This is a genomic window from Hamadaea sp. (assembly GCF_013362815.1).
Taxonomy (GTDB): domain Bacteria; phylum Actinomycetota; class Actinomycetes; order Mycobacteriales; family Micromonosporaceae; genus Hamadaea.
Map to the genome: position 1 here is coordinate 1 of NZ_JABFVK010000025.1, position 25,818 is coordinate 25,818.

General features: G+C 67.5%; 25 protein-coding genes, 4 tRNA genes and 1 pseudogene. 6 read left to right on the forward strand and 24 right to left on the reverse strand.

The annotated features are described in order from the left end of the window. A partial coding sequence (gene rplJ / locus HOV77_RS13910; RefSeq protein ID WP_290862157.1) for a 50S ribosomal protein L10 occupies window positions 1-439 on the reverse strand: 439 nt, incomplete at its 3' end. Window positions 440-802: 363 nt separating this feature from the next. Here rplJ and HOV77_RS13915 point away from each other — a divergent pair. Beyond that, a complete protein-coding gene (locus HOV77_RS13915) occupies window positions 803-1,582 on the forward strand; it encodes a hypothetical protein (protein WP_290862159.1) in 780 nt (259 codons plus the stop codon). Beyond that, on the forward strand, window positions 1,582-1,944 hold the full coding sequence (locus HOV77_RS13920; protein WP_290862161.1) for a GntR family transcriptional regulator: 363 nt from the start codon (window positions 1,582-1,584) through the stop codon (window positions 1,942-1,944). Before HOV77_RS13915 ends, HOV77_RS13920 begins: the two co-directional genes overlap by 1 nt. Window positions 1,945-2,014: 70 nt before the next feature. Here the strand turns inward: HOV77_RS13920 and rplA are convergent, their stop codons facing one another. The 11 genes from rplA to HOV77_RS13975 all read right to left on the reverse strand — a co-directional run bounded on the left by rplA (window position 2,015) and on the right by HOV77_RS13975 (window position 9,230). Beyond that, window positions 2,015-2,728, reverse strand: coding sequence for a 50S ribosomal protein L1 (rplA, locus tag HOV77_RS13925; protein ID WP_290862163.1), 714 nt, complete (start codon window positions 2,726-2,728; stop codon window positions 2,015-2,017). A gap of 80 nt (window positions 2,729-2,808) precedes the next feature. Beyond that, the gene (rplK, locus tag HOV77_RS13930) at window positions 2,809-3,243 is read right to left on the reverse strand and encodes a 50S ribosomal protein L11 (RefSeq protein ID WP_290862165.1); all 435 of its coding nucleotides are present in this window, start codon (window positions 3,241-3,243) and stop codon (window positions 2,809-2,811) included. Between the two features lie 302 nt (window positions 3,244-3,545). After that, window positions 3,546-4,259: a transcription termination/antitermination protein NusG gene (gene nusG, locus HOV77_RS13935; RefSeq protein ID WP_290862167.1), complete on the reverse strand. Its 714-nt coding sequence runs from the start codon at window positions 4,257-4,259 to the stop codon at window positions 3,546-3,548. Between the two features lie 24 nt (window positions 4,260-4,283). Next, window positions 4,284-4,670: a preprotein translocase subunit SecE gene (gene secE, locus HOV77_RS13940; protein ID WP_290862169.1), complete on the reverse strand. Its 387-nt coding sequence runs from the start codon at window positions 4,668-4,670 to the stop codon at window positions 4,284-4,286. 130 nt (window positions 4,671-4,800) lie between these two features. Beyond that, a tRNA-Trp gene (locus HOV77_RS13945) sits at window positions 4,801-4,873 on the reverse strand. A 197-nt stretch (window positions 4,874-5,070) separates the two neighbouring features. Then, window positions 5,071-5,238 (reverse strand): 50S ribosomal protein L33, encoded by a 168-nt coding sequence (gene rpmG, locus HOV77_RS13950; RefSeq protein WP_018347744.1) that lies wholly within the window; start codon window positions 5,236-5,238, stop codon window positions 5,071-5,073. A gap of 102 nt (window positions 5,239-5,340) precedes the next feature. Beyond that, a tRNA-Met gene (locus HOV77_RS13955) sits at window positions 5,341-5,413 on the reverse strand. A gap of 30 nt (window positions 5,414-5,443) precedes the next feature. Further along, window positions 5,444-5,516 (reverse strand) — tRNA-Thr (locus HOV77_RS13960). A gap of 210 nt (window positions 5,517-5,726) precedes the next feature. Beyond that, window positions 5,727-8,078, reverse strand: a complete 2,352-nt coding sequence (locus HOV77_RS13965) for a GGDEF and EAL domain-containing protein (protein WP_363260211.1) — start codon at window positions 8,076-8,078, stop codon at window positions 5,727-5,729. 220 nt (window positions 8,079-8,298) lie between these two features. Continuing rightward, entirely contained in the window at window positions 8,299-8,490 is a 192-nt protein-coding gene (locus tag HOV77_RS13970; RefSeq protein WP_290862180.1) for a hypothetical protein, read from the reverse strand. A gap of 245 nt (window positions 8,491-8,735) precedes the next feature. Beyond that, window positions 8,736-9,230 (reverse strand): YajQ family cyclic di-GMP-binding protein, encoded by a 495-nt coding sequence (locus HOV77_RS13975; RefSeq protein ID WP_290862182.1) that lies wholly within the window; start codon window positions 9,228-9,230, stop codon window positions 8,736-8,738. 205 nt (window positions 9,231-9,435) lie between these two features. Here HOV77_RS13975 and HOV77_RS13980 point away from each other — a divergent pair. Continuing rightward, window positions 9,436-9,516, forward strand: a tRNA-Tyr gene (locus HOV77_RS13980). Window positions 9,517-9,705: 189 nt separating this feature from the next. On the opposite strand, the gene HOV77_RS13985 is transcribed toward HOV77_RS13980, so the two are convergent. Together HOV77_RS13985 and htpX are read right to left on the reverse strand one after the other, a co-directional pair. Beyond that, a complete protein-coding gene (locus HOV77_RS13985) occupies window positions 9,706-12,477 on the reverse strand; it encodes a BTAD domain-containing putative transcriptional regulator (RefSeq protein WP_363260247.1) in 2,772 nt (923 codons plus the stop codon). A gap of 245 nt (window positions 12,478-12,722) precedes the next feature. Continuing rightward, complete coding sequence (gene htpX / locus HOV77_RS13995) at window positions 12,723-13,598, reverse strand: zinc metalloprotease HtpX (RefSeq protein ID WP_290862188.1); 876 nt, start codon at window positions 13,596-13,598, stop codon at window positions 12,723-12,725. Between the two features lie 194 nt (window positions 13,599-13,792). Here htpX and HOV77_RS14000 point away from each other — a divergent pair, with 194 nt between their 5' ends. Both HOV77_RS14000 and HOV77_RS14005 read left to right on the forward strand, forming a co-directional pair. Next, window positions 13,793-14,779 carry a hypothetical protein gene (locus HOV77_RS14000; protein WP_290862190.1) on the forward strand — a complete coding sequence of 329 codons (987 nt, stop codon included), beginning with the start codon at window positions 13,793-13,795 and terminating at the stop codon, window positions 14,777-14,779. 138 nt (window positions 14,780-14,917) lie between these two features. After that, the gene (locus tag HOV77_RS14005) at window positions 14,918-17,254 is read left to right on the forward strand and encodes a carboxypeptidase regulatory-like domain-containing protein (protein ID WP_290862191.1); all 2,337 of its coding nucleotides are present in this window, start codon (window positions 14,918-14,920) and stop codon (window positions 17,252-17,254) included. Window positions 17,255-17,301: 47 nt separating this feature from the next. On the opposite strand, the gene HOV77_RS14010 is transcribed toward HOV77_RS14005, so the two are convergent. The 7 genes and pseudogenes from HOV77_RS14010 to HOV77_RS14040 all read right to left on the reverse strand — a co-directional run bounded on the left by HOV77_RS14010 (window position 17,302) and on the right by HOV77_RS14040 (window position 21,987). After that, on the reverse strand, window positions 17,302-18,042 hold the full coding sequence (locus HOV77_RS14010) for an EI24 domain-containing protein (RefSeq protein WP_290862193.1): 741 nt from the start codon (window positions 18,040-18,042) through the stop codon (window positions 17,302-17,304). 25 nt (window positions 18,043-18,067) lie between these two features. After that, window positions 18,068-18,802, reverse strand: coding sequence for an alanyl-tRNA editing protein (locus tag HOV77_RS14015; RefSeq protein ID WP_290862195.1), 735 nt, complete (start codon window positions 18,800-18,802; stop codon window positions 18,068-18,070). A 44-nt stretch (window positions 18,803-18,846) separates the two neighbouring features. Then, entirely contained in the window at window positions 18,847-19,734 is an 888-nt protein-coding gene (locus HOV77_RS14020) for an alpha/beta fold hydrolase (RefSeq protein WP_290862197.1), read from the reverse strand. Then, complete coding sequence (locus HOV77_RS14025; protein WP_290862199.1) at window positions 19,731-20,051, reverse strand: DUF2516 family protein; 321 nt, start codon at window positions 20,049-20,051, stop codon at window positions 19,731-19,733. The genes HOV77_RS14020 and HOV77_RS14025 overlap by 4 nt, the downstream gene beginning before the upstream one ends. A gap of 69 nt (window positions 20,052-20,120) precedes the next feature. Further along, window positions 20,121-20,579 (reverse strand): hypothetical protein, encoded by a 459-nt coding sequence (locus tag HOV77_RS14030; RefSeq protein ID WP_290862201.1) that lies wholly within the window; start codon window positions 20,577-20,579, stop codon window positions 20,121-20,123. Window positions 20,580-20,635: 56 nt separating this feature from the next. Next, window positions 20,636-20,965: pseudogene (locus HOV77_RS14035) on the reverse strand (helix-turn-helix transcriptional regulator); the annotation flags it as partial. 62 nt (window positions 20,966-21,027) lie between these two features. Beyond that, window positions 21,028-21,987: an asparaginase gene (locus tag HOV77_RS14040; RefSeq protein WP_290862203.1), complete on the reverse strand. Its 960-nt coding sequence runs from the start codon at window positions 21,985-21,987 to the stop codon at window positions 21,028-21,030. An 18-nt stretch (window positions 21,988-22,005) separates the two neighbouring features. On the opposite strand from HOV77_RS14040, the gene HOV77_RS14045 reads away from it, so the two are divergent. Beyond that, complete coding sequence (locus tag HOV77_RS14045) at window positions 22,006-22,617, forward strand: nitroreductase family protein (protein WP_290862205.1); 612 nt, start codon at window positions 22,006-22,008, stop codon at window positions 22,615-22,617. A 202-nt stretch (window positions 22,618-22,819) separates the two neighbouring features. Here HOV77_RS14045 and HOV77_RS14050 read toward each other — a convergent pair whose 3' ends face one another. Genes HOV77_RS14050 through pdxH form a run of 3 tightly spaced genes read right to left on the reverse strand, consistent with a single transcriptional unit; the run spans window position 22,820 to window position 25,626 of the window. Then, window positions 22,820-23,728, reverse strand: a complete 909-nt coding sequence (locus HOV77_RS14050) for an aldose 1-epimerase family protein (protein ID WP_290862207.1) — start codon at window positions 23,726-23,728, stop codon at window positions 22,820-22,822. A 9-nt stretch (window positions 23,729-23,737) separates the two neighbouring features. Next, window positions 23,738-24,997 (reverse strand): MFS transporter, encoded by a 1,260-nt coding sequence (locus HOV77_RS14055; protein WP_290862209.1) that lies wholly within the window; start codon window positions 24,995-24,997, stop codon window positions 23,738-23,740. Beyond that, window positions 24,994-25,626 (reverse strand): pyridoxamine 5'-phosphate oxidase, encoded by a 633-nt coding sequence (pdxH, locus tag HOV77_RS14060; RefSeq protein WP_290862418.1) that lies wholly within the window; start codon window positions 25,624-25,626, stop codon window positions 24,994-24,996. Before pdxH ends, HOV77_RS14055 begins: the two co-directional genes overlap by 4 nt. Between the last annotated feature and the right edge of the window lie 192 nt (window positions 25,627-25,818).

Here is a 25,818-nt window from a genome sequence, read left to right on the forward strand (position 1 = left end):
TCGCCTTCATGGCACCGGCCAGCTTGGCCAGCAGCACCTCACGGGACTCCAGGTCAGCGATCTTGGTGACCTCGGCCGCCGTGATCGCCTTGCCCTCGAAAACGCCACCCTTGATGACGAGGAGCGGGTTGGCCTTCGCGAAATCACGAAGGCTCTTCGCCGCCTCGACGGGGTCGCCGGAGACGAAGGCGAGCGCGGTAGGACCGGTGAACAGCGCATCGAGGCCATCGATGCCCGCCTCGGTCGCGGCCCGCTTCGCGAGCGTGTTCTTCGCGACCGTGTAGCTGGTCGTCCGGCCCAGCGAGCGCCGCAGCTCGGTCAGCTGCGCCACGGTGAGTCCGCGGTACTCGGTGAGCACGGTGGCCGGCGAGTTGCGGAAGTTCTCGGTGAGCTCCGCGACCGCACCTGCCTTGTCGGCCCGGATCGGCTTGTCCGCCATGTCCCTCCTCTCTCCTGCTTCGAGCTGGTCAGGTCGCGCCCGATATTCGGGCCGGGAGGAACCGGGAAAAGCAAAACGCCCCGGCGCAGGCGCACGGGGCTTCTTCGGCGCTGAGCGCCGGGAGCAAATCCGTCATCCTGCGCGGGTCGCCCGCCTGTCGCGGGACCTTCGACCACGCCCTTTGCGGGCGCGATGACCAGCGGTCTCTGGGTGAAACTCCAGCAAGGTTACGCGGAGCGGCCCGCCGATGCCAAATCGGCTCACCTGTGACCTGGCTTGTATCAAGCTCTTGACACAAGAGGATCGGTGTTCTTTCCTTGTATCACTCGTCTGACACAAGCCACGTGACACCTGGGAGAATCGATGCGCCTGCGCTTGCTCAGCCTCGGCCTGGCCGGCTGGCTGCTCGTCACCCTGCTGCTCCTCGACTGGTACGCCCTCGCCCTGCCCGCCTTCGCGATGGTCCTCGGCGCGGGTGTGCTGCTGGCTCAGGGACGGCCACGGCGTACCGCGTCGCCGGGGCAGAGCCGCGCGCAGTTGACCGCCCGGGAACTCGACGACTACGTCCCCGTACGCCTTCAGCGGGCCAATCGCGTACTGATGATCGCCGCGTTCGTGACGGTGATCCTGCTGGCTCCGTTGCTGCGCGCCCTGCGCGGGCTCACCTCGTCGTGGGCGTACAACATCGCGTGGCACAGCCTCCCATCGTCGGATGGCGAATGGACCAACGCCATGAGCACGCGGTCGATGCTGGAAATGTGGCCGTACGCCGGATTCTGGGGATCGCTGCCCAGCCTCTTCGTCCTGATCGTGACCGCCGTCGCGACGCCGATCCTGCTCCGACGAGTCGTCGAGGCCGGACAAGGCGGGGAGTTATGGCGACGCCGGACCACCACTGCGATAGCCGCCACCGCCGGTGCCATCTACGCCGCGCCCGTTTCGATCGTCTTCCTGGCCGCCGCCTGGGTGGCTGTTCCGCGCCACACCTTCGCCGGGCATCTGCTCGCCGACCTGGGGCAGATCCTGCTTGGCGGAGTCTTCGTCGCAGTCGCCGTCGCCGCGCTCGCCGCCTTGGCGTACTGCGCCGGTCGGCTGCTCGCGAATCCGGCGCAGGACTCGGCCGCCGAACCCGCTACGCACTGATGGCCACCGTTGAACTACGCCCCGGCCCCGTCCCGCCCTACGAACAGATCCGGGCGCAGATCGCCGAGCTCATCGCGATCGGGACACTCCCGGCCGGGCACCGGCTGCCGTCGATCCGGCAGCTCGCGGCCGACCTCGGCGTCGCCACCGGGACGGTCGCGCGGGCGTACCAGGAAATGGAGATCGCCGGCCTTGTGCGTACCAGAGGATCAGGCGGAACCGTGGTCGCCAGCCGCCGGACGGGCGAACAGCTGGACCCCGCCGGGCGGCTTTCCGCTCTGGCCCTGAGCTTCGTGACCGCGGCCCGGCGGCTGGGCGCGGACGACGCGGCGATCCTCGAAAGTGTCAGGGGTTCCCTGTAGAAAAAGCGACAGAGGCTTGAGCGCCACGGGGGAGCTCAAGCCTCTGTCTACGTCGGACGGTGAGTGGGCGTCAGCCCTCCGCGCCCTCGTGGAAGTTCCGCGTCACGCTCGGGTCGACCGGAACGCCCGGGCCCATCGTGGTCGTGACGGTGATCTTCTTGACGTACTTGCCCTTGGCGGCCGACGGCTTGGCCCGCTGCACCTCGTCGACGACGGCGGCATAGTTGTCGATCAGCTGCTCCGCCGAGAAGGACGCCTTGCCGATGATCAGGTGGAGGTTGGAGTGCTTGTCCACCCGGAAGGTGATCTTTCCACCCTTGATCTCGTTGACGGCCTTGGTGACGTCCATGGTGACGGTGCCGGTCTTCGGGTTCGGCATGAGACCGCGCGGGCCCAGGATCCGCGCGATCCGACCGATCTTGGCCATCTGGTCCGGCGTGGCGATCGCCGCGTCGAACTCCAGCCACCCCTCCTGAATCCGCGCGACCAGCTCGTCGGTACCGACGACGTCGGCTCCGGCAGCCTCGGCCTCGGCGGCCTTCTCACCGGCGGCGAAAACGATCACGCGCGCGGTCTTGCCGGTGCCGTGCGGCAGGTTGACGGTGCCCCGGACCATCTGGTCCGCCTTACGCGGGTCGACACCGAGGCGCATCGCGACCTCGACCGTGGCGTCGAACTTGGTGGGGCTCGTCTGCTGCGCCAGCTTGATGGCGTCGGCGGGGGCGTAGAGCTTGCTGCGGTCGACCTTCTCGGCCGCCTGCTTGTAAGCCTTGCTGTGCTGCATCTCTGCTCAATCTCCTGTGGTCTGCAACGAGCCGCGTGGGGCGGCTCTCCCACGGCGCCACCAGCTGCGGCGCCTCAAAGTCACTCGCTGACGGTGATGCCCATCGACCGGGCGGTGCCGGCGATGATCTTCATGGCCTGCTCGACGTCATTGGCGTTGAGGTCGGACATCTTCTTCTCGGCGATCTCCCGCACCTGGGCGCTGGTGACCTTGCCGACCTTCTCCTTGTGCGGAACGCCCGAGCCCTTGGGCACGCCGGCCGCCTTGATCAGCAGCTGGGCGGCGGGCGGGGTCTTCAGCACGAAGGTGAAGGACCGGTCCTCGTAAACGGTGATCTGCGCCGGAACGACGTCACCGCGCATCGAGTCGGTCGCGGCGTTGTACGCCTTGACGAACTCCATGATGTTCACACCGTGCTGACCGAGCGCGGGACCGACCGGCGGAGCCGGAGTCGCCGACGCAGCCTTCAGCTGAAGCGTGAACGTCTTGACGATCTTCTTCTTCTTCGGAGGCATGTCTCTTCCTGGGCTGTATGGGCAGGGTGCGGCCGCATCCCGCCCGGGGTGGTTTTCACCGGACCGACCTGCTCAGCGCGCACGGTCAGCGCACCTGTTCACAGGCCGGACGTTCCATGATAACGCCGATAAATTCGATCTTCGAACCTGGCCCTGGCACTGAGATGCGGATCCATTTTCTCGCTGGCAAGGCGCACTGCCGGGGAGGGCTTGCCCGAGCCGCCGGAAGTGCAGTCAGTCGACGTGTGCTCCGGCACACGAGGTGGCGAGCAACGCCGCCAGCGGGGAAATGGGCCGTATCTCTAAATCTTGGAGACCTGGTTGAAGTTGAGCTCGACTGGCGTCTCGCGACCGAAGATGGAGACCAGGACCTTCAGCTTCTGCTGGTCGGCGTTGATCTCGTTGATGGTCGCCTGCAGCGAGGCGAAGGCGCCGTCGGTCACCGTGACCGAGTCGCCCACCTCGAAGTCGAGCACCTTGACCTCGACCTTGGCCTTCTTGCCCGGCTCGGCCACCGCCGCCGGGGCGAGCCACTTGAGGACCTCGTCGAGGCTCAGCGGCGCGGGACGGTCGGCCCGGTCGGTCGCACCGACGAAGCCCGTCACTCCGGGCGTGTTGCGTACGCAGGAGTAGGACTCCGGCGTCAGGTCCATCCGGACGAGGATGTACCCGGGGAACACCTTGTTGGTGACGACCTGCCGCTTGCCGTTCTTGATCTCGGCCTCTTCGCGGGTCGGGACCTCGACCTGGAAGATGAAGTCTTCCATGTCGAGGCTGGTGATCCGGGTCTCGAGGTTCGTCTTGACCTTGTTCTCGTAACCGGCGTACGAGTGCACCACATACCAGTCGCCGGGGGCGAAGCGGAGCTTCTGCCGCAGCTCGGCGACCGGGTCGAAGGGAGCGTCGTCGTCGTCCGCCGGCTCGACCACTACCGCCTCGTCCGCCTCGTCGGCGGTCTCCTCGGCCTGGTCGACGACCTCTTCGGTCGTCACGGCGGTCTCGTCGTACTCAGCCACGCTCGCTCACTTCCGTCACATCTGTCACTTAGGGTTACCGAAGATGTAGAGCACACCCTTGGCGTAACCGAGATCGAGGAGGCCGACGAGCGTCATCATGATCGCAACGAATACCACCACGACAGCGGTGTAGGTCAGCAGATCCTTGCGCGTCGGCCAGATGACCTTACGCAGTTCGCCGATGACCTCACGGAAGAACAGCCAGATCCGGCGCAGGCCGAACAGGCCCCGGCCCTCCGAGCGCTTCGCCGCCTTGGCATCCTTGGCGTCCTTCTTCGACGCCGCCTTGGTCGACTTGCTGTCGGATGGGCTTTCCTCGGTCAGCTCGGCGTCGTCGTCGACAGCGTCGTCGAACACGTCTTCGACGTGCTCGGCCGCGGCGCCCTCGCCACGTCGATTGCTCTCGGCCACTTCGCCCTACTTCCGTGTCGCGGGGGTGGGAGTGCTTGTTTCCACACTCAGTCACACGCTAGCCGAACGCCCGCCGAATCGCGCCTGCGTTGGCCGGAGGCCAGGCCCCGCTCCGGAAAGCATCAAGCCGCAGGGGCGACAGGACTCGAACCTGCAACCTGCGGTTTTGGAGACCGCTGCGCTACCAATTGCGCCACACCCCTGTGCGGAAAGCACTCCCTGACCGGTGGCAGCCACCACTGGCCGGGGTCACTCACCCCACGGCGGACCAGTGTACGGGTAGGCGTCCCCGTTGCCAACTCAGGTAGGCCACTGGACGTGATTTCGCGTTCACACAGCAGAAAGGCCGGCGTCCCCGCAGGGACGACCGGCCTTTCGAAGCTGCTGGCGAACCGCCGGATCAGCGGGTCTCGCGGTGCGCGGTGTGCTTGCCGCAACGCGGGCAGAACTTCTTCAGCTCAATGCGGTCCGGGTCGTTACGACGGTTCTTCTTGGTGATGTAGTTACGCTCTTTGCAGTCCACGCACGCCATGGTGATCTTTGGACGTACGTCAGTCGCCTTAGCCACAGCAGTGCCTTCCTGAATGAGCTGTGCATTACGAGGTCCCAGCGTAGGAGAGATTCCCGCTGAAACGCAAAAGAGCGAGTCACAAATGTGACGACGCTCAAGTAGCGGTGGCCGGACTTGAACCGGCGACACAGCGATTATGAGCCGCTTGCTCTACCAACTGAGCTACACCGCTGGGCGCGGGCTGTCCTGGGACACCCGGTCGAGCCCCCTTACGGAATCGAACCGTAGACCTTCTCCTTACCATGGAGACGCTCTGCCGACTGAGCTAAGGGGGCGTGCGCCACGCTTGCCGCGTCGCGCGCCTTGGTAAGAGTACACGGCGGCTCCCGTTCCGCGAAATCGGGTTAGGCCGTCGCCCTCCCCGCGTTTCGCGGCCGGGTTACGCTCCGCGCCTCGCTGGCTAAGCCCCCATGATCATGGGAACTTTCTTGGCGCTATCACGCCGATTCCGCTCCCATGATCATGGAGCGGCAGCACGGCAACCGTCAGCCCACGGCGCGCAGTCGCCGGACCTCTCCGCCCGGCGTCGGCTCACCGTCGGTACGCGCACCCAGCCAGGCCTCCAGCCGCTCGTAGGGCAGCGGCCGGCTGAAGAGGAATCCCTGCCCGATGTCGCAGCCGATCTCGGCCAGCAGATCGAGCGTGAGCTCGCTCTCGACGCCCTCGGCCACCACGGCCAACCCGAAGTGCCGGGAGATGTCCACGACGGCCCGCACGATCGCGAGATCGCCGGCGTCGGTCGCCATCCCCTGCACGAACGAACGGTCGATCTTGACCTCGTGCACCGGCAGCCGACGCAGGTAGGACAGCGACGAATAACCCGTCCCGAAGTCGTCGACCGAGAGGCGTACGCCGAGTTCGTAGAGCCGTCGCAGGGTCGGCAACGGCCGATCCTCCTCGCCGACGAAGCCGTCCTCGGTGATCTCCAGCGTCAGCCGGTCGGGCGACACCGCGTACTCGCGGAGGATCTCGTCCACCCGGTTCGGGAACTCCGTGTCGAGCAGCGTACGCGCAGACAGGTTGACCGCGACTCCAAGCGGACGGCCGGCGTCGATCCATTCCCGGGCGCGCCGCAGTCCTTCGCGCAGCACAGCCTCCGTCAGCCGGCTGAGTTGCCCCGTATGCTCAGCGACCGCCACGAAGTCCTCCGGCGCGACGGAGCCATGCGTCGGGTGCTCCCAGCGGGCCAGACACTCGACCCCGACCAGATGCCGGTCGCGCAGGTCGACCTTCGGCTGGAAGTAGACCTCTAGCTCGTTGTTGTCCAAGGCTCGCCGTAGATCCCCGGCCAGCCCCAGCCGCCGCACCGACCGCGACTCCATGCCGAGACTGAACAGCTGTACGCCGTTCGCACTCGACTTAGCGGCATGAGTGGCCAACTCGGCCCGTTGCAACAAGGTCGCCGGATCCGTCCCGTGATCGGGATGAACCACGATCCCGACGGCGGTGTCCACGTCGAGCGTCAACGTCCCGAAGCTCAGTGGCTGCTGCAACTGCTTCCGCAAGCTCGTCGCCAGCGCAGTAGCCGCCTCGGCGCTCGCAATCCGCAGCGTCACGACGAACTCGTCCCCGCCGACGCGACCCACCAACGCACCCGGTGCGGCCGCACCCCGCAACCGCGCCGCGACTTCCGCGATCAGCCGGTCGCCGGCGGCGTACCCCAGCGAATCGTTCACGTCGCGCAACGAGTCGACGTCGAAGAACAGGACCGCGACCACCTCGCCCGGCGCGCGAACCTTCACCGACTCCTCCAGCGCCGTCGTCACGCGGCGGCGATTCGGGAGTCCTGTCAAGGCATCGTGGTACGCGTCGTAGCGCAGTCGGTCGACGAGACGTGAGTTCTCCACCGCTACCGCGGCATGCGCCGCTACGGCTTCGAGCAGCTTCACATCCGCGGGCATGAATTTGGCCGAGTCGCCAAGGCGCTGCGCGACCTCAAGCGTCCCAATCACGGCGGAGCCCGTTCGAAGCGGCACAACGATGGCGTCCTTGCCGCCGCGCGAAATCAGCAGATCAGACAATTCGCTATCGCCGAAGGATGGGCCGACGGCGAGGGTCTCTCGGGTATCCAAAACATGCTGCCGCAGTTCGTCAGGCGTCTCGGCGACATCCAGGAGGCCCAACGAGTCGACTTTCGCACTCAGCAAGACCTCGGGATGTCTGCCCTGCTCCGGAAGCCATAGGGACGCGGACTCCGCCGACAAAAGGGCGCGGACGCGTCCCAAGAGGACGTCGATCAACGTCCCGTCATGCCGGTTGTCCGCGATCGCCCGCGTGAGCTCATAGATCGAAGCTAGGGAGTTGTGTTGCCTGAGGAACCCTGCATAGGACCGGTACGCGGCGGTAAAGCAGGCGACTAGCAAGACGAACAGGAGCATTGCCCAGACACTCTGCGCCAGCAGGATCAGGAAAACTATCGCGACCGTCATATTGACGAGCGCAACCGTCACTCCCGTCACAACGGTAGTTCCCATCACACGCGGCGTGATTCGTCCTTGCACAAGAGTGATGACAGCCGTGACCGCGCCAAACGATACGAAGTGGCCGATAAGACCGGCGGCGTACAGGCCCAGCCAGGTCATCGGTTTAGTTGCGTCGAGGTGTCCGTATTGGCCGAACAATCCCAGGACCAGTTCGGCGAAGACGGTGCACGCAGCGGCGGTCGCGATATTGAACGACGCCTTGACCGGTGCCATCCGACGCCGTGCTTGGTTCAGCGACGTCGCTAGGACCCGAACCAAGATCAGAGTGATCGGAGGCAGGAAGAACAAACCGAGGATGAGCGGAATCTCGACCAGCGTGACACCGAACGACTGCCGGCGGATCTCGAAGCGCATCCGGACTGTGTCCGCCCAGACGAACAGAACCAGGAACCCGAGACCGAGAAGCCACTTACCTGCCGGTTCGTCAGCCCGAGCAGCAACGACCGCCGCCAAGCTCGCGGCTAGCAGGCCAAGAGGCCCTGTCACCAGCCATGCAAGGTCGGGGGACCTCCGAGCGATCAGCGAGTCCGCCACATACCCTCTCCCGCCTCAGCCACGACTAGCCAGCGTCAAGCTAATCCCAGTCGTACTCGGCAAGGACGGAGAAGGTCGGGCCGGCAGCGCCGCTCACAGGAGCGCTCGCCGTCGAGTCCGCCGGGACTTGATCCCAGTCATACTCTCCGGCGCTGGCAGCGCCAGCCAGCGGACCACCCAATGCAAGCACGACGGCACCGAGCATCAGGATGCGGCGAAGGTTCTTCGTCATCTCGAGGCTCCTGACTCAACAAACATTCGGTCCACGAAGGGCATGGGGGCTCAACGGATATTGCCACACTAGCGCGTAGCAAGGAAAGCCCCAACGCGGAGCTGCGCCGCCAACTTGCGAAGCTTCGTCCCTTACAGCGGGGAATGTCGACAGTCGGATGACCCCTTCTGGGTCGGACTGTTAACCACGAATCGGATGTGTCCGACTCTGAGTATTGCTCACAGTAAGCGGGCAAATTCAGGAAGTCAACGGTAGTTCGTGAACTGAAGGGCGACTCCGAAGTCCCCGGCCTTCAAGAGAGCGATGACTTCCTGCAGCTCATCCTTCTTCTTGCCGGTCACGCGGAGTTGATCCCCTTGAATCTGCGTCTGGACGCCCTTGGGACCTTCGTCACGAATCTTCTTGCTGATCGCCTTGGCTTTGTCCTGATCGATTCCCTGAATGATCTTGCAATCGATCTTGAAGCCCTTGCCTGAGGACTTCGGCTCACCGGCGTCCAGCGACTTCAGCGAGATGTTCCGCTTGATCAGCTTCTCCTTGAAGACCTCCAGCGCGGCCTTCGCCCGGTCCTCGGTCTCCGCCGAGATCGTCACCGCCTCTTCGCCGGCCCAGGAGATGCTCGCTCCGGTGCCCCGGAAGTCGAATCGCGTACCCAATTCCTTCTCCGTCTGGTTCAGCGCGTTGTCGACCTCCTGGCGGTCGACCTTGCTGACGATGTCGAACGACGGGTTGGCAGCCATCTTCCCTGCTCCTCGTGGAGTGGCCGCCCGCGAGGCGGCCCATCTTCATGGACTGGAGATATGTGCGGTTCATCAGCCTATCGGGCCGCGCCACCGGGTTGTGAAGTGAGCCGGGCAACCCGGTTGCACATCCGCCCTCCGGTACCGCTATCCTTTCTCAAGTCAACGCGCCCGTCGCTCCGGCGGAGGGTGCGGCGACAGCTTTGGCGGGTTGCCCGAGTGGTCAATGGGAGCGGACTGTAAATCCGTCGCGAAAGCTACGAAGGTTCGAACCCTTCACCCGCCACAAGCAGCACAAAGAGCCCCTGACCTGCGGAAACGCGGTCAGGGGTTCTTTCGTGTCCGGCTTGCGCGGTCCCTGGAGTCCGGCTTCGATCCATCTGAGGTCCGCGAGATCACGGCTCCCGTTGTATGGGCCTTGTATGTGCTGCCTCTACGTTCTCGGACAGGAGGCGACCAGACGGGGGGCCGCGAACTACCTGTGAGGTCGTGGCAAGGTCGAATCGCCTCCCACCAAGAACTTCTCCATGGCCCGGTCGAACGGCCGATCGAGACGCTGGAACAGCAGCTCGGCCTTGTGGAGTCGATCGCGGCTGGAGGCATTTCCCCGGTCTGACTGGGCAAGCAGGCGAAGTCCAGCCGCGTGCCGATATGTGTCGCCGGCCGCGGCGGCTTCTGCCACAACCTGTCCAGCGTCTATGGCGGCGAGATCCGCCCGGCCCAACCCGAGGTACGTTCTGCTCCGGCCCAAGAGGGCGTCTCCTCTGGCCTGGATGTCCACGGGCGCCGCCTCATCGATAACTCGCCCATAGAGTCGTAGAGCAGAACGCGCGTCTCCAATCTGCACGAGATTGCGGGCGAGCCCTTCGAAGACGACCGTTCGAAGACCAACCGCCGGATTGGGCTGAGCCAGGCGAAGGGCGTCGCGGAGGGTTCTGATCGCCTCGTGATGGCGTCCTTGTTCCGCCAATACCTCACCGATGTTCGCGAGCACGAACACTGCCATCCGACTGTCACCTGAGTTCCGCATGACCTCGAGGCTCGCTGAATACCTCCGCATAGCGTCGTCCAGGCGACCGCTTGAGAAATCCGTGAGAGCGAGGCCATTCAGCGCGGACGACAGTCCGCTTGCGTCTCCGCTACGTTCCCAAGCGTCGATCGATCGTGCGTACAGCTCACGAGCAGTCTCGGTGTCACCGGATCGCCGAGCGAGGGTGGCCAACGCAGCCAGTGCCGGTCCCTGCAGCACGTGATCATCTGGCCCGGCGAGATCCAATCCGACCTCTGCCAGCGAGCGCAGATCTCCGAATCTGAAGCGCCGGAGCATGTAGTGCATCGCAGCTCTGATCACTTGGGTCGAATAGGGCTTCAAGATCTCGAATTCGCGCGCCTGCTGGGCCATCGCCATGACGTTCTGCCATTCGTGGTCCAGCCAAGCGGCCGCATCCTCGCGGCTGTCGAACTCGACGAGATCGCTTCCCTCGCTGCCGGAGAAGATTGACATCAGCGGATTGACGTGGCCGTAGTGCATCGCGACCGCTCGGCGCGCGGTACCGAGGAGATATGTGCAAAGCCGATGAATGCCACTCCCAAGCGCGGCTGGGGGATCTTCTGCGGCAGCTCGCTCAGCCGCGAACAACCGGACGAGATCGTGGAGCTGAAATCCTTGGCCCGCCGGCTCGATCAACCGCGCTCTGACCAGCACATCCGCATACGCGGTCGCCGTCGAGACAGGAACGCCCATCGTCGCCGCCAACGCCGCGGCGGTCAGTAGGGGAACCCGGATGTATCCCGCCGTTCGAAACGCCCGGGCGGTAGCTGCGTCAAGTGAGCGGTAACTCGCCTCGATACTCGTCCGGACGGCAAGGTCTCCCGATTGAAGCTCATCAAGCCGACGCCGCTCATCCTCAAGCCGGACAAGGACGTCGGCCATCGACCACTCCTGGTGAGCGCTCAGCTTCGCCGCCACGATTCGAAGAGCCAGCGGCAGTCCCCCACAGATCTCGACCACCCGCACGGCGTCTTCGGCAAGCCCGGTCATACCAAGCAAAGACAGTGCGGCCAGCGGATCAAGGACGCCCAACATCAGATGATCGGTGTTGTCCAATGAGGTCAGCGTGCGACGGCTCGTCACGAGTACGAGGCACGTCGGCGTACCGAGTAAGAGCGGTCTGACCTGGGCTGCGTCGATGGCGTTGTCGAGGATGATCAGGATGCGCCGCCCGGCGACCAACGAGCGGAACAATCCGGCGGCTTCGGCTGCCTCGGCCGGCACATCGGTGAAGCCCGGCGACAGGGCGCGGATGAATCGCCCCAGTACTTCGGCCGGCGCGAGCGGCGTCAGGCGCGGATTCGACCCTTGAAGGTCGACGTAGAGCTGACCGTCCGGAAACTCGTCCGCTAGCTCGTGCGCGAACCGGATGACCAGCGCGGATTTACCGACTCCGCCCTGTCCGTGGACGGCACGCACCGCGGCCTTCGATGAACGCAGCCAGGCCAGCGCCTCGTCCCGGCCGACAAGCCCAGGCACGTCGGGCGGGAGCTGCCGCGGGACGGTCACGGCCGCCGGGCGCTCGTCCACGATCGGCTCGCGGCGCAAGATCGCCTGCTGGAGCCGGGTCAGATCAGGTCCTGGGTCCAGCCCCAGCTCCGCGTCGAGGATGTCGCGAGCTTGCTGGTACGCCTGAAGCGCTGCCGCTGAGTCGCCTTGTGCGTACAACAGTCTCATGAGCTGACTGTGCGCTCGTTCCCGGAGCGGATGCGCGGCCAGGTGTTCGCGGAGCGTGCGGAGCATGGACTTGCCGTCGCCGAGCCGGAGCCGGGTTTCGACGAGGTCTTCGAAGACGTCGAGGCGGCGTTCCTCGATCGCCTGTACGCGCGCAGCCAGGACCGGGCCGGCGTCGATCTCGTCGAGGGTGGGGCCGCGCCATTGCCCGAGCGCGGCGCTGAAGAGCTGGTCGGCGGTGGTGAAGTCGCGGCGGCGGAAGGCGGCGGTGGCGTCGGCCGCGAGGGTCTCCATCTGGTCGAGATCGCGCTCGCCGGGTTCGACGCGGAGGAGGTAGCCGTTGCGGACGGTCGCGAGGCGTTCCGCGGGCAGGCCGGCGCGCTGGAGGTCGGCCCGAAGCGCGAGCGCGTAGGAGCGCAGGTTGGCGACCGCGGACCGGGGCGGAGTGTCGCCCCACAGTTCTTCGGTGAGCCGTTCGAGACTGACCGGCCTATTCGCTTCGAGGAGCAGGACGGCGAGCATCTGCCGCTGCTTGCGGGTCGCCGGAGCGACCTCGTCGTCGCCCGCCGCCAGCGCCAACGGCCCCAGCAGACGAAACACGTCCCAGAGCGTACCGAGATCGATCAGATGGTGCGGGGAACGATCAGGGACCTGCGGATACGACACGCCGGGTGATCATGGCCGATAGTTCATGATCGCGCGGAAAGGCGGAAAGCATGGAAAGGGGGTGCCCAGGCCAGGTGGCCTGGGCACCCCCTCGTTCAGAGTCAGCGGGCGTACTGGATCGGGCCGGAGTTGGCCGCCATCAGTTCGAGCCGGCGGACGCGCTCTTCCATCGGCGGGTGCGTCGAGAAGAGGCTGGCGATGCCGCCACCCTTGAACGGATTGTCGATCATGAGGTGGGCGGTGCTGGTCAGCCGGTTGTCCGCCGGGAGCGGCAGCTGCTGCGTACCCATGTGGATCTTGCGCAACGCCGAGGCCAGCGCGAGCGGGTCGTTGGTGAGCGACGCACCGGACTGATCGGCCTGGAACTCGCGGCTCCGGCTGACGGCGAGCTGGATCACCGAGGCGGCCAGCGGGCCGAGGATCAGCATCATGAGGAAGACCGCCGGGTTGGGGCCGTCTTCGTCGTCGCCGCCCATCGGGATGAACCAGGCGAGGTTGGCCAGCATGGTGATGATGCCCGCGAGGGCGCCCGCCACGCTGGAGATCAGGATGTCTCGGTTGTAGACGTGCGAGAGCTCGTGGCCGATGACGCCACGCAGCTCGCGGTAGTCGAGGATGCGGGTGATGCCCTCGGTCACGCACACCGCGGCATTCTCCGGGTTGCGGCCGGTGGCGAAGGCGTTGGGCTGCGAGGTGGGGCTGACGTACAGCCGGGGCATCGGCTTGCCCGCCTGCTGCGAGAGCTCCCGGACCATCTGGTAGAGCGCCGGGAACTCCTGCTCGGTGACCGGCTGCGCACCCATCGACCGCAGCGCGATCTTGTCGGAGAAGAAGTAGCTGACGCCGTTCATGACCAAGGAGAGGACGACGGCGATGATGAGACCCGTGCTGCCGCCCAGCCAGTACCCGACCGCGAGGATCATCGCGGTCAGCAGGCCGAGCAGCGCGGCCGTCTTGAGCCCGTTGTGGCTGTGCACGATCACTCCTGTTCGATACAGCCGGGTGACGACCGCGGTGGTCGCCTCCCTTGCCAGGTGTCAACTGGCGGCCTATGCCACATCATCCCCGATTGGGCTGAGAATCGCCTGTGAGCAGCAGCCGCAGCTGCGGCATTAACCACATCTTTCCCCCAATACTTGGACAATAAGGGCCGCATCCGGAGACTTGACGGATGTCCACCACCCGCGCTTTCGCCTCGGCTCTGCCGACGTCGGGATCGCGGCGCTCCTGGTGGGCCCTGATGCGGGACAGCTGGCCGGTAGTACGGCCGATCGCCGTCCAAATTCTGTCCGCGGCGATCGGCGCGACTGCGCTGGCATTCCTTCTCGGCCACCAGGGGTTCCCGATCTTCGCCCCGCTCTTCGCCGTCGCCACCATGGAGTTGATCTGCGCCCGGCATCACCGCCGCGTCGTGGAGATGCTCTTCGGCGTGGCGGTGGGAGCACTGCTCACTGCGGTCGTCGGACCCAGCTGGAGCACTCCGCACGTGCTGATCGACGCCGGGCTCGGCGCGCTCACGGCCCTCGCGGTCGCCTGGTTCACCACGCCACGCTCCCCGGTCGCCCTCGTCAACCACGCAATCGAGCCCCTGCTCACGAGCCTCGCGATCAACCTCCGCACGATCAGCGCCGCGCTGCGCAGCCAGGATCCAGCGGCGGCCGGTGGCGCGGTCTACGCGCTGGTCGAGACCGACGTCTGGCTTCGCCGACTCGAAGAAGCACTTCTACAGGTACGCCGATCAGCGCTGGTCCTGCGGCTGTCGACCGGTCAGGATCTGGCTACCCACGCGCAAATGGCGACCGAGATCGGGTACGCCGTACGCCACATCCGCAGTCTCGCGCAGCACGCCTGGTGGGGGATCTTGCGGGCGGGTGAGCCGGTGCCGGTCGCGTTGCCGCAGGCGCTGGACGCGCTGGCCGACGGGATCGGCGTACTCCGGGAGCAACTGGAGCGCCAGGCCTGCCCGCGTACCGCCCGGCCGCTGCTGATCTCGGCTGCCCAATGGGTGGCGATGATCCGCGAAGATCGGCTGAGCCTGGGTGCGGCCGGAGTGGCGGCCAGCGCCGATGCCGCCGTCCTGCACCTGCTGGTCGCCACCGGCGTACCGGCCGCCGAGGCGGACGCCTTGCAGCATGGGCGTATGCCGGTCGCCGTCTGACGTGCCGAGCTGAGTGTTTCGGGTCCCGCCGAAAGTCGGCGGGACCCCTTGCCGTCTATAGATACCTTCGCATTCACGGGGAACCTCAGCACCTGTCGAGCTGCCCCGCTCCCGTCCCTTCACCCCATAAGAGGGCAGATGAGCATTCGACCACTCCGGCGCGGAATCGGCTGGGCGGCGGCCGGCGTACTCGCCGCCACCTTCGCGTTCAGTCCAGCGGCCCAAGCCGCCGCCGGCACTGGCTCCATCGCCGGCACCATCACCGACCAAGGAAATCCGGTCGGCGGGGCGAGCATCTACGTCTTCGCCGACGACGGCTTCAGCTTTTCGAGCTCAACCGTCACCGATGACGCCGGCCACTACGCCGTCACCGACGTCCCGGAGGGGTCGGCGTACCTCGTCCAGGTCTCGCCGCCGAACCGCCCCTACCAGTACGCCTTCAGCAAGACCGACTGGTCGGCCGCCGACCGGATCTCGGTCACCACCGGGCAGACCACCACTGTCGACGACTCGCTCCTGCCGACCGGGACGATCTCGGGCCGATTCACCGACAGCGCCGGGAACGGCGTCGCCGGGGCCTGGGTCGACGCCTCCAGCTACGGCCTTCCGAACGCGGGCGGGCCGACCGGGGCGGACGGCAGCTTCAGCTTCGCCGCCTTCCCCGGCGCGTACACGGTGGGCTTCTCGATCAACGGCCTGACCCAGTACGCACACGGCGCGCGTACGCCGGATCAGGCGCAGACGTTTACCGTCGTCGTGGGTCAGACGACCACGGTGAACGAGGTCAAGATCTCCACCGGGTCGATCGCCGGGCATGTCACCTACGCCGACGGCACGCCGGCCGCGAACGTGGCCGTCGACGCCGACCCGACCAGCGGATACTCCACCTCGGCCACGACCGACGGCAACGGCGACTACCGGTTCTCGGACCTGCCCGTCGACAGCTACGCGGTCTCGTTCCGGCTGGCCAGCGGGGCCACCCAATGGGCGCACCAGAAGCGGTCGCAGTCGGCTGCCGACCCGATCGCCGTGACGGCGGACGCTCAGACCACACTCGACGAACAACTGCTGCCGACCGGAGCGGTCGCAGGCCGGTTCATCGCTGCTGACGGCAGTCCCTTGGCCGGCGTCTCCGTCTCCGTCATCGCCGACCTCCCGCAGGGCGGCGACTATCTCCAGACCACCACCGACGCCGACGGTCACTATCAGGTCGACCAGGTGTTCGCCGGCGGCTACCGCGTGCTGTTCCAGGACTACCAGACGAACCTGGTGCAGTGGGCGTACGGCAAGACGACTGAGCAGACTGCGGACGTCGTGACGGTCACCGCCGGGCAGACGACCACTGTGGATGATCGGCGTCTGCCGACGGGAAGCGTCCGGGTGACCGCGACCGACAGCCTCACGGGAGCCGCAATCCAGGACTTCTGGTTGCAGCTCAACGACTTCTGGGGCAACGCCACGAACGGCGTGGCCGTGGTCGACAACCTCGCGATCGGCACCTATTGGCTGTCCGCCGGAGCCGACGGGTACGCCTTCGCCGACCGGTTGACGCAGGTCACCGTCGTCGCGGGCGAGCAGACCACCGTGGCGATCAAACTGCGGCCGGTCGGAAAGATCACGACGCGGGTGCTGGACCGGGCGACCGGTGCTCCGGTGGCGGGCATCTGCGTCGCCGCCTTCCAGCCCACCTCGTTCTTCTTCCCCGACGGCTGCGAGCGGACCGACGACCAGGGCAAGGTCACGCTCACCCTCCAGCAGCCGGGTACCTACAACCTGTTCGTCCTGCCGCCGACGGGCAGTGCGTACGGCGCGCAGTGGGTCGGTGCCACCGGCGGGACGGGCTCGCAGACACTGGCGAAGTCCCTCACCGTCGCAGCAGGTCAGACCGTTGCCGGCCCGAAGATCAAGCTCGACCGAACCGGCGTCATCGTCGGCAAGGCCACCAGCGAGACCGGACAACCGTTGCAGAACGGCTCGGTCGGCATCGTGGGGCCCGACCTCGGAACCGGCACCGACACCCGCTACTCCACGATCGCGCCGGACGGCACCTACCGGGTGGACTGGCTCGGCCCGTACAACTGGCCACTGCTGTTCGTCGCCAAGGACCACGCCTTCCAGTGGAGCGGCGGCAGCGGCAACCGGCGGCAGGCGTACCTCGTGCCGGTCAAGGCGGGGAAGACGACGACCTACGACTACACCCTGAAGCAGGGCGCGCTGGTCACGATCACGTCTGCCACGATCGACGGGCGTTATGTCGTACGCAACGCGGTCACCGGCGACCCGATGGGCGTACGGGACAGCGAGGGCCTGCCCGCGTCGGTGACGATCCGGGTGTTCGGCCCGCAGAACGTCAAGATCCAGTGCTACGCGAATGGAACCGGCCCGGTGTGGCACGGCGGCACGAGTTTCGCGTCCGCCACACCGGTCGGCATTCCGGCGACCGGGACGAAGCAGATCGCCTTCGTCGCCGGCTGAACAGGCTGATCAAGGCTGATCAAGGCTGATCAGCCTGATCGGTCGGCTCACTCCGCGAGGACGTGGCGGGCGAGGATCGTCCCGCCCGCCACGGCCGCCGGCATGATGAACACCGAGCCCAGCGGGATCAGGAAGCAAAGGAAGACGCAGGCGCCGAAGCCGACCGCGATCCACCGATGCTCGCGGAGCTTGGCGACGCGGTCGCGGAAGGTGAAGCCGCGTCGGCTGAAAGCCACGCTGACCAGCTCGATCGCGAGGAACCAGCCGCCGACCAGCGCGCCGATCACCGGGATGACGGTCTGGCCGACGATCGGGATGAACCCCGCGACAAACAGCGGTATGCCGAAGAGCACCGAGACGAGCATCAGCCGAAGCGAGTCCTTCAGCCCCCGGCTCAACTCCTGCCACCAGGTCCGGTCCACCTCGTCCGGCACCCCGCCCAGCGACGCCTCGACCTGCTCGGAGATCTTCTCGTAGAACGGATCGCCGATGAGCAAGGTGACCGCGGTGAACGAGACGACCCAGAGCAGCAGCGCGACACCGACCAGCCCCACTCCGGCTGCGATCCGGGTCGCCGTACGCCAGCCGGCCGACCAGTCGTCGGCGAACCACGTGACGGTCGCGCTCAGATCGTCCACGAAGTACAGCAGCAGTCCGAAGAGGAATGCGAAGAGCACCAGCGTGATCAGGGCCGGGATGATGCCGAGCACCACCAGCCCCGGATTGCGTCCGTAGATCTTCAGGCCGCGGCCGAAGATGCGTACGCCCTCGAACAACTGCGCCACCATGGTCGCGCAGCTTATCCGAAGCTCACTAGACGAGGCGTACGCGAACCCGACGGTTCGCCTTGCCCTTGCTCTCCACTTTGACGACCTGCACCTTGCCGACCGCCGACGTCGAGGCGACGTGAGTGCCGCCGTCGGCCTGCACGTCGAGTCCGACGATGTCGACGATCCGGATCTCGGCCTCCTCCGCCGGGATCAGGTTCGACTGGGTGCGGATGATGTCGGGCAGCGCGAGCGCCTCGTCCCGGGCAAGCACCTTGGTCACGACCTTGCGGTCGGCCACGATCTCGGCGTTGACCAGCTCTTCCAGCCGGGCCTTGAAGTCGCCGGGCACCTCGGGGAGGTTGAAGTCCATCCGCGCCTCGCCGGGTTCCATGTTGCCGCCGGTCACCAACGCGCCGAAGTCCCGGAACACCACCCCGCAGAGGATGTGCAGGCCGGAGTGCGTACGCATGAGCAGAGAACGCCGCTCGTCCGCGACCGCGCCCACGACCTGGGCGCCGACCGGCGGGATCGGGTCGCCTTCGACCGGGATCAAGTACAGGTCGTCGCCTTTGCGCGTCCCGGCGATGCGGGTCTCCACGCCCTGCCACAACAGCACGCCGTGGTCCGGCGGCTGGCCGCCGCCGCCCGGGTAGAACGCCGACCGATCCAGCACGATGCCGGTCTCGGGGTCCGCGGCGACCACGGTGCACTCCCACTCGCGCAGGGTGGGGTCCGGCAAGTCCAAGCGGTCGGTACGCCCATGGCGTGTGACACCCATGCGGGCGAGCCTACTCCCGAGCTGTGCCCGGAGTCGGAACGAAGTCAGTCGTTGAGGAACGAGGAGATGCGCTCGCGAAGTTCTGCGCGTTCGGTCCAGAGCAGCGCCGGGCGCTGATAGATCTGCACCTGCGCGTTGGGCAGCGCATCGGCGAGCTCCTCGGCCACTCCGACCGGATGCAGTTCGTCGCCGAGGCAGCCGATCACCAGCGCCGGAGCCTTGACCTTCGCCAACGGGGCGACATCGGTGATCGCGGCCTGCTCGGCGAACGCGGCGACACCGGGGGCCAGCCCGTCGCGCAACAGCGCGTCCAGCCGCTGCCGCACATACGCCCACCCGGGAGCGGCGTTGCGGAACGTCTTCGGCACCTCCGCCACCAGTTGGTTGGCGAGCTGGCCGATGTCGCCGCTGTTGAGCGCCTCCAGCAGGGTGGTGATCCGGTCCTGGCTCGCCGTCGAGGCCCGATGGGTCAGGACGGCCGGCAGGACGAAGACCAGTCGCTCGAAGCGGTCGGGCGAGTCGATGAGCAGCCGAGTCAGCGCACCCGCGCCCAGGCTCACGCCGAGCGCCCGGGTAGCGCCGGACAAGTCGGCGACCGCTCGCAGATCACGGGTGAGGTCGGCATAGGTCCAGTCGCCGGGTGGGGCGGCAGACCGGCCGTGCCCCCGGAACTGGAAGAACACTCGCCGCCCGGCGACACCGCTGCCATAGACCCTGGTCTCGGGTATGCCTTGAGCGAGCCCGTGCGCGAAGACGGTCACGGGATCGCCGATGCCGGTGACGAGCCGTTCCAGCATCACACCGTGCGGCGTGGCGACCAGCTCGGTCGGGGCCGCGAGCGGGGCCGGGCGGGCCGATCGGGGCGCCCCGTACCGCGGCCGCACCCGCCGGGGTGTGCCGTCCGGCGGCGGCGGCCAGCGGAACTGGTTCACCAGCGACCCTCCATGAGTTCTCGGAAGCCCGAGCGCAGCTGGAGGAGGTAGTAGCCGGTGAAGCCGAGCCCGATCAGGCCCAGCATGAACAGCGATCCAAGTACGCCGAAGAACAGCGTGATGATCAGGGACAGGATGAGGATGACCAGCCAGCCGCCCTTGGGGATGGGCGTGCCGAGGGCCGTGAAGGCGTCCGGCCGCTGCATCGCGCAGTGGATCAACGCCCAGGCCTCCAGGATGATCGCCGCGACGTTGATGATCAGGTTCAACCAGCCCACGATGGTGTTGGCGAAGTACGACGACGTAACCAGTCCCATGCCGCCAAGAGTATGCAACCGGGGTCGTCCTCGCACATCACGAGGACGACCCCGGCAGTCGCGTGTTCCTTACTTCTCCGGCGCGGCCTTCGGCTTCCGGGCGGCGGCCGGCTTGGCGGTGGGCTTCGGCGTGACGGGCGCCTCCGGGTCGGCGACGGCCTGCGCGGCCGGTTCGACGATCTCGGATTCGACCACGGTGGCCGGCGCGTCGGTGTCGACCACCCGCTCACCCCGGGCGACGAGGTCGCCGTAGAGGGCGGTCGCCTTCTCGGCGGCCTTCTGCGCGTTGGTCACGAGCACGGTGCGGATGCGCTCGACGTCGACCTTGCCGGTCAGCTCGGCGGCCTTCTCCGTGGCCTGAGCCCGCAGCGACGGACCCTGCTCACGCAACTGGCCGGCCTTCGTACGCAGCTGCTCGGCGAGCGCCGGGATCTTCTTCAGCTGCTCGACGGCCAGGTCGCCGATTCCGGCGGCGGCGTACACGGCGCTCGAGTGCTTCTGATCGTTCTTGTCGGTCGTGGTGCTCACTGGTAGTCCTCCTCAACGGCGCTTTCGGCGGCGCCGGCGTCGTCGCGGTCGGTGTCCCGCGCGTTCTCCCGGCGAAATGTCTCGTAGATCTGGGTCAGGGACTGCTTCTGCGCCAGAGTCAGCTCAGGGTCGGCCGCGATGGCGGCGATGACGCCATGCGTGTCCTCCTTGCCGAGCAGTCCCGCGCGCAGGTACATCGCCGGAGTCGAGACCCGTAGCGCGCCCGCGATGGAGGCGAGCACCTCCGCGCTCGGCTTCCGCAGCCCACGCTCGATCTGGCTGATGTACGCGTTGCTGACACCGGCCTGCTCGGCGAGCTGCCGGAGCGAGATCTTGGCGTTCTCGCGCAGGTCCTTGATGAAGGAGCCGATGTCGGGCGTATGCACTCACCCAAGGTAGGCCGAGGTGTTAACTCTTGCAAGCATATTGCTAACAAGAGTTAGCAGGGTCACCAGGTCGCCCGGACCGCCCCGACTCGCTCTCCCCCGCCGAGCAGCGGAAACTCCGTCAACTCCGAGAGTACGGGCGCTTCGACGCCGAGGCGGCGCAACGCGCTCACCACGATCGGCATCCGCGCCCGCATACCACCGTCGTCGATCTTCACCGCGACTGCGCCCACTCCGGGGACGGCCAACGCGTGGACACCCTCCGCGCCGCCCTTCGACAACAACCCCGGTACGCCGGTCATGAGGCGGTCGTCGTCCTGCCCCGTGCCGCTCACCAATTCCGGGTACGCCCGCATGGCGTCGGCGACCGACCGCTCCGCCGACCCGGCCGGAGCCTGGACCAGCGCCAGGAACGCCCGCGCCAGTCCGGTCAGCGAGACGGCGAGGACCGGGGCGCCGCAGCCGTCGACTCCGGTCGCCGCCACCGACTCGCCCGCGAACGACTCGACCGCGTCCCGCAGCCGCTCCTGCAACGGGTGCTCGGGATCGAGGTAGCCCTCGGTCGCCCAGCCGGCCGCGAGGCAGGTGAGCAACATGCCCGTGTGCTTGCCGGAACAGTTCATGTACACGCGCTCGGCATGGCCGCCCGCGCGCAGCACATCGGCCTTCGCCTTCTCGTCCAGGGGAAGATCCGGCGGGCAGCGCAGCGCCGACTCGTCTACGCCGGCCGACCGCAGCAGTGCGCGTACTCGTGAAATGTGAAAGTCCTGGCCGAAGTGACTCGCGGCGGTGAGGGCGAGATCAGCCGGGTCGGTGAGCCGCAGCCCCGCGCGGAGCATGCCCACGGCCTGCAGGGGTTTGTTCGCCGAGCGCGGGAAGATCGGGCCCTCGACGTCGCCCGCGGCCGCGACCCGCGTGCCCTCGGCGTCGAGGACGACCACCGAACCACGGTGCAGCCCTTCGACGAAGCCCGACCGCACTACCTCGGCGAGCAGCTCGCCACCCTGATACGTCTTGCCCATAGTGGCAGGGTAGAGGGCATGGAATTCCGCGATGTCGTCGCCCGGCGGCGGATGGTGCGCAGCTACGACCCCGACCGGCCGGTCCCCCCGGAGATCGTCGATGAGCTGCTGCGACACGCGACCCACGCGCCGAGCGCGGGCTTCTCCCAAGGCTGGGCCTTCCTGGTGCTGGACACTCCGGCCACAGTGACCTCGTTCTGGACCGCGACGATCGCACCGGACGCCGGCCCACCCGACTCCTGGCTCCGCGGTATGCGCACAGCACCCGTGATCATCGTGCCGCTGTCCTGCAAAGACGCCTACCTGGACCGGTACGCCGAGCCGGACAAGGGCTGGACCGACCGTGACGAGTCCCGGTGGCCGGTCCCGTACTGGCATGTCGACGCGGGGATGGCGGCGCTGATGATGCTGCTCAGCGCGGTCGACAACGGGCTCGGCGCGTGCTTCTTCGGCATCCCGCCCGCGCGTGTTTCCGCCTTCCGCGACGCCTTCGACGTGCCTGACGCCTATACGCCGATCGGCGCGATCACCGTCGGGTATCGGGCCGCCGATCGGCGGTCGCCTTCGCTCCGGCGGGGACGGCGGGGGCTCGACGAGGTCGTGCATCGCGGGCGCTTCACCGCCCGCTGACCTGCGCGCCTTTCCAGGAGCGTCGCTCTCCGCGCCCGCCCTCTCCGCGCCCGCCCTCTCCGCGCCCGCCCTCTCCGCGCGATCATGAACTTTCGGGCGTGATCGACCGGCGTGTCGTGTCCGCACGGCCCTGATCGTTCCCACGAGCAGGTGATCGACAAGACCGGCGCGCGACAAGACGACAGGCCCAACGGGGCGGCGGTCAGTGCGGCGTAATGCCCCACGAGGCCGACCAAAGCTCACCAGGCTTGAGCACGATGAGGTCACGCCCGGAGCGCAGCGCGTCCGGCGGGCAGGTCATCGGCTCGACGGCGATCGATCGGCGACGACGCGGCGGAGCCACGCTGTCCGCGGAGTACACCTGCCACCAGCCGAAGGAGGCGTCCGCCCAGATGCTGGTCACCGGGCCGTCCGGGCCGCCGAGCACGACCGCGTGCCGCCCGTTGTCCCCGCGGATGACGTCGCCGAACGCGGTGTCGAGCCGACTCGCGCCGATTCGCTTCGCCGTCGTGTAGTCCCACTCCGAGCCCGCCACCTTGGCCGCGCCGATCGGCAGGCTGCGGCCGTCCACCAGCAGCCGGGACCGCGCGGGCCCGGTCAGCCAGGTGTCGTCGACGCTGCCGGCCGGCCTCAGATAGGGGTGGACGCCCAGGCCGAACGGAGCCGGCTCCGCGGCGGTGTCGGTCGCGCCGTGCGTCACCGTCAGACCGTCGCCGGCCAGCTCATAGCGGGTGGTCAGGCTCAAACTCCACGGGTACGCCGGACGCGCGGCGAGTTCCAGGCCGAGCGTCAGGTGTGACGGGCCCTGGTCGAGCAGCCGCCACGGCACCCACCGGGCGAGGCCGTGGATCGCGCTGTGCGTCACCGGTTCGGAGAGCGGCAGCTGATAGGTGTTGCCGCCGAAGGCGTACTGCCCGTCGCGCAGGCGGTTGGGCCAGGGCGTCAGGATCTGGCCCGCGCCGGCGGGGCAGATCTCGTCCTCGGCGTACCCGTCGAGGATGTCGCGGTCACCGGCCCGATAGGTCCGCAGGCCTCCGCCGACCTCCACGACTGTGGCGGTCTGGTCGGCGAAGCCGATCGTCCATTGTGTGCCCGACGGCGCTTGTGGCATGGGCGAACCTTAACCGACTGTTCGCGGCTTCGTATACCGGACCAACGAAGGCACGATCGCGCCGAGCGTGACGACAAGCAGCACACACGCGACGCCGCCGCCGACCCAGGCTCCCGTCACGCCGAAGGCGGCCGCGGTCGCACCGGCGCGTAGGTCGCCGAGGCGGGGTCCGCCGACGACGACCGCTGTGCGTACGCCTTGGACTCGGCCGCGCAGCTCGTCAGGGCACGCCTCGAGCATGATGATGTTCCGGTAGACCGAGCTGACCAGGTCGAACACTCCGCCGATGGCGAGCAGCAGGACGACCAGCCAGAGCTGACGGGCGAACCCGGCCGCCGCGACCGCCGCTCCCCAACCGGCCACCGCCGCGAGCAGAGCCAGGCCCTGACGGCGTACGCGCGAGATCCAGCCCGAGGTGAGCCCGGCCGCCACGGTGCCGATGGCGATCGCCGCGTAGAGCCAGCCGACCGCAGCCCCGTCGCCGCCGAAGCGTTCCGCCCCCAGCTGCGGGAACAGTGCTCTCGGCAGGGCCACCACCATCGCGACCAGGTCGACCGCGAACGAGACGAGCAGGATCGGCGTACGCAGCAAGAAGCCGAAGCCGTCCACGATGCTCCGCCAGCCCGCCGGGGCGGCACTGTCGTGCGCGGGCAACTGCGGCAGCCGATAAGTGGCCCAGAGACTGGCCGTGAAGAGCAACGCGTCGAACAGGTACGCCACCGTCAGCCCACCGCGCCCGGGAGCCAGCGCGAGCAGCATGCCCGCCGCGAGCGGCCCGAACACGATCATCGTGTTCATCATCGTGAAGTTGAGTGTGGTCGCCGAGGCCAGATCCTCCTCGCCGACGAGCCGGGGCAGGATCGACTGCCGGGTCGGCGTCGAGACGGCGAATCCGGTGGTCTGCACGAACAGCGCGATCAGCAGCAGCACCGGGTTGACCAGTCCGGTCACCGTCGACACGAAGAGGAACAGGGTCGCCAGCCAGACGATGACCGACGAGGTCAGCAGCAGGCGACGGCGGTCCATCGCGTCGGCGTACGCCCCGCCCCAGATCGAGAACACGAGCATGGGCACGAAGCCGGCCAGTCCCAGCAGACCGACCCACAGCGAGGACTTCGTCAGCGCGTACATCTGCACCGGCACGGCGACCGCCGTGAACTGGGCGCCGAAGAAGCCGAACGCGTTGCCCACGAAGACACGGCGATACGTCGTGTGCCGCAGCGGTGTCAGGTCGATGAGGAACCGGCGGGCGAGGGGGGTCGCCGTCACGGAGCCAAGCGTTCCACGATCCACTCGTCGTGATCAAGAGTCGTCCCAGGTCTCCGGAAGCGGAGCCGGTCGTGCAGGCGGGACGGCCGGCCCTGCCAGAACTCCACGGTGTCGGGTTCGATCCGGTAGCCGCCCCAGTGCGGCGGGGGTGGCACGTCGTCGCCGAACCGCTCGGCGTACGCCTCCCACGCCTCCTCCAACGTCTCGCGCCCGTCGATCACCGAGGACTGCGGGCTGGCCCAGGCCCCGAGTTGCGACCCGCGTGGGCGTTCGGCGAAGTACGCCGCGGTCTCCGCACGCGGTACGCGTACCGCCCGGCCGCTGACGATCACCTGGCGCTGCATCGCATGCCAGGGGAACAGCAGGCTCGCGTACGGGTTTGCGTCGAGTTCGCCGCCCTTGCGGGAGGTGTAGTTGGTGAAGAAGGTGAACCCCACCTCGTCGTACGCCTTGAGCAGCACCGTACGCGCGCTGGGCCGCCCGTCGGGAGCGGCGGTCGCGACGATCATCGCGTTCGGCTCCGGGAGCCCGGCGTCGACGGCGTCGGCCAGCCAGGCGGCGAACTGGGCGTGCCAGGTCGCGGCGAGGTCGGTCTCGAGCAGCGTGTCGAGCCGGTAGTCGCGGCGCATGTGCGGGAGGTCGGGTGTGTTCGTGGTCACGCTCACATACTCATACACGTCGCCGGCTTTGCTCGAAGATGTGTCGTCACCAGCGGATCCGAACGGAGTTTCGCAGCAAAACCCGGTGTAAAGCGGGAGAATGTCGCTTGTCGCCGCCCTGCGAGGCTCGCCTCGACGCCCTTCGTGGGGGCAAGATGTGCG

Bases quoted from the DNA above. Each gene is read 5' to 3' on its own strand.
- HOV77_RS13915 (WP_290862159.1), top strand. From the start codon at position 803: ATGCGCCTGCGCTTGCTCAGCCTCGGCCTGGCCGGCTGGCTGCTCGTC.
- HOV77_RS13970 (WP_290862180.1), bottom strand. From the start codon at position 8,490: ATGACGAAGAACCTTCGCCGCATCCTGATGCTCGGTGCCGTCGTGCTT.
- HOV77_RS14015 (WP_290862195.1), bottom strand. From the start codon at position 18,802: ATGGGTGTCACACGCCATGGGCGTACCGACCGCTTGGACTTGCCGGAC.
- pdxH (WP_290862418.1), bottom strand. From the start codon at position 25,626: ATGCGCCGCGACTACCGGCTCGACACGCTGCTCGAGACCGACCTCGCC.
- HOV77_RS14010 (WP_290862193.1), bottom strand. From the start codon at position 18,042: ATGGTGGCGCAGTTGTTCGAGGGCGTACGCATCTTCGGCCGCGGCCTG.
- HOV77_RS14005 (WP_290862191.1), top strand. From the start codon at position 14,918: ATGAGCATTCGACCACTCCGGCGCGGAATCGGCTGGGCGGCGGCCGGC.
- HOV77_RS14050 (WP_290862207.1), bottom strand. From the start codon at position 23,728: ATGCCACAAGCGCCGTCGGGCACACAATGGACGATCGGCTTCGCCGAC.
- HOV77_RS13985 (WP_363260247.1), bottom strand. From the start codon at position 12,477: ATGCTCGCCGTCCTGCTCCTCGAAGCGAATAGGCCGGTCAGTCTCGAA.
- rplA (WP_290862163.1), bottom strand. From the start codon at position 2,728: ATGCAGCACAGCAAGGCTTACAAGCAGGCGGCCGAGAAGGTCGACCGC.
- HOV77_RS14040 (WP_290862203.1), bottom strand. From the start codon at position 21,987: ATGGGCAAGACGTATCAGGGTGGCGAGCTGCTCGCCGAGGTAGTGCGG.
- HOV77_RS13965 (WP_363260211.1), bottom strand. From the start codon at position 8,078: ATGCGCTTCGAGATCCGCCGGCAGTCGTTCGGTGTCACGCTGGTCGAG.
- rplK (WP_290862165.1), bottom strand. From the start codon at position 3,243: ATGCCTCCGAAGAAGAAGAAGATCGTCAAGACGTTCACGCTTCAGCTG.
- HOV77_RS14045 (WP_290862205.1), top strand. From the start codon at position 22,006: ATGGAATTCCGCGATGTCGTCGCCCGGCGGCGGATGGTGCGCAGCTAC.
- HOV77_RS14025 (WP_290862199.1), bottom strand. From the start codon at position 20,051: ATGGGACTGGTTACGTCGTCGTACTTCGCCAACACCATCGTGGGCTGG.
- HOV77_RS13975 (WP_290862182.1), bottom strand. From the start codon at position 9,230: ATGGCTGCCAACCCGTCGTTCGACATCGTCAGCAAGGTCGACCGCCAG.
- HOV77_RS13920 (WP_290862161.1), top strand. From the start codon at position 1,582: ATGGCCACCGTTGAACTACGCCCCGGCCCCGTCCCGCCCTACGAACAG.
- HOV77_RS14000 (WP_290862190.1), top strand. From the start codon at position 13,793: ATGTCCACCACCCGCGCTTTCGCCTCGGCTCTGCCGACGTCGGGATCG.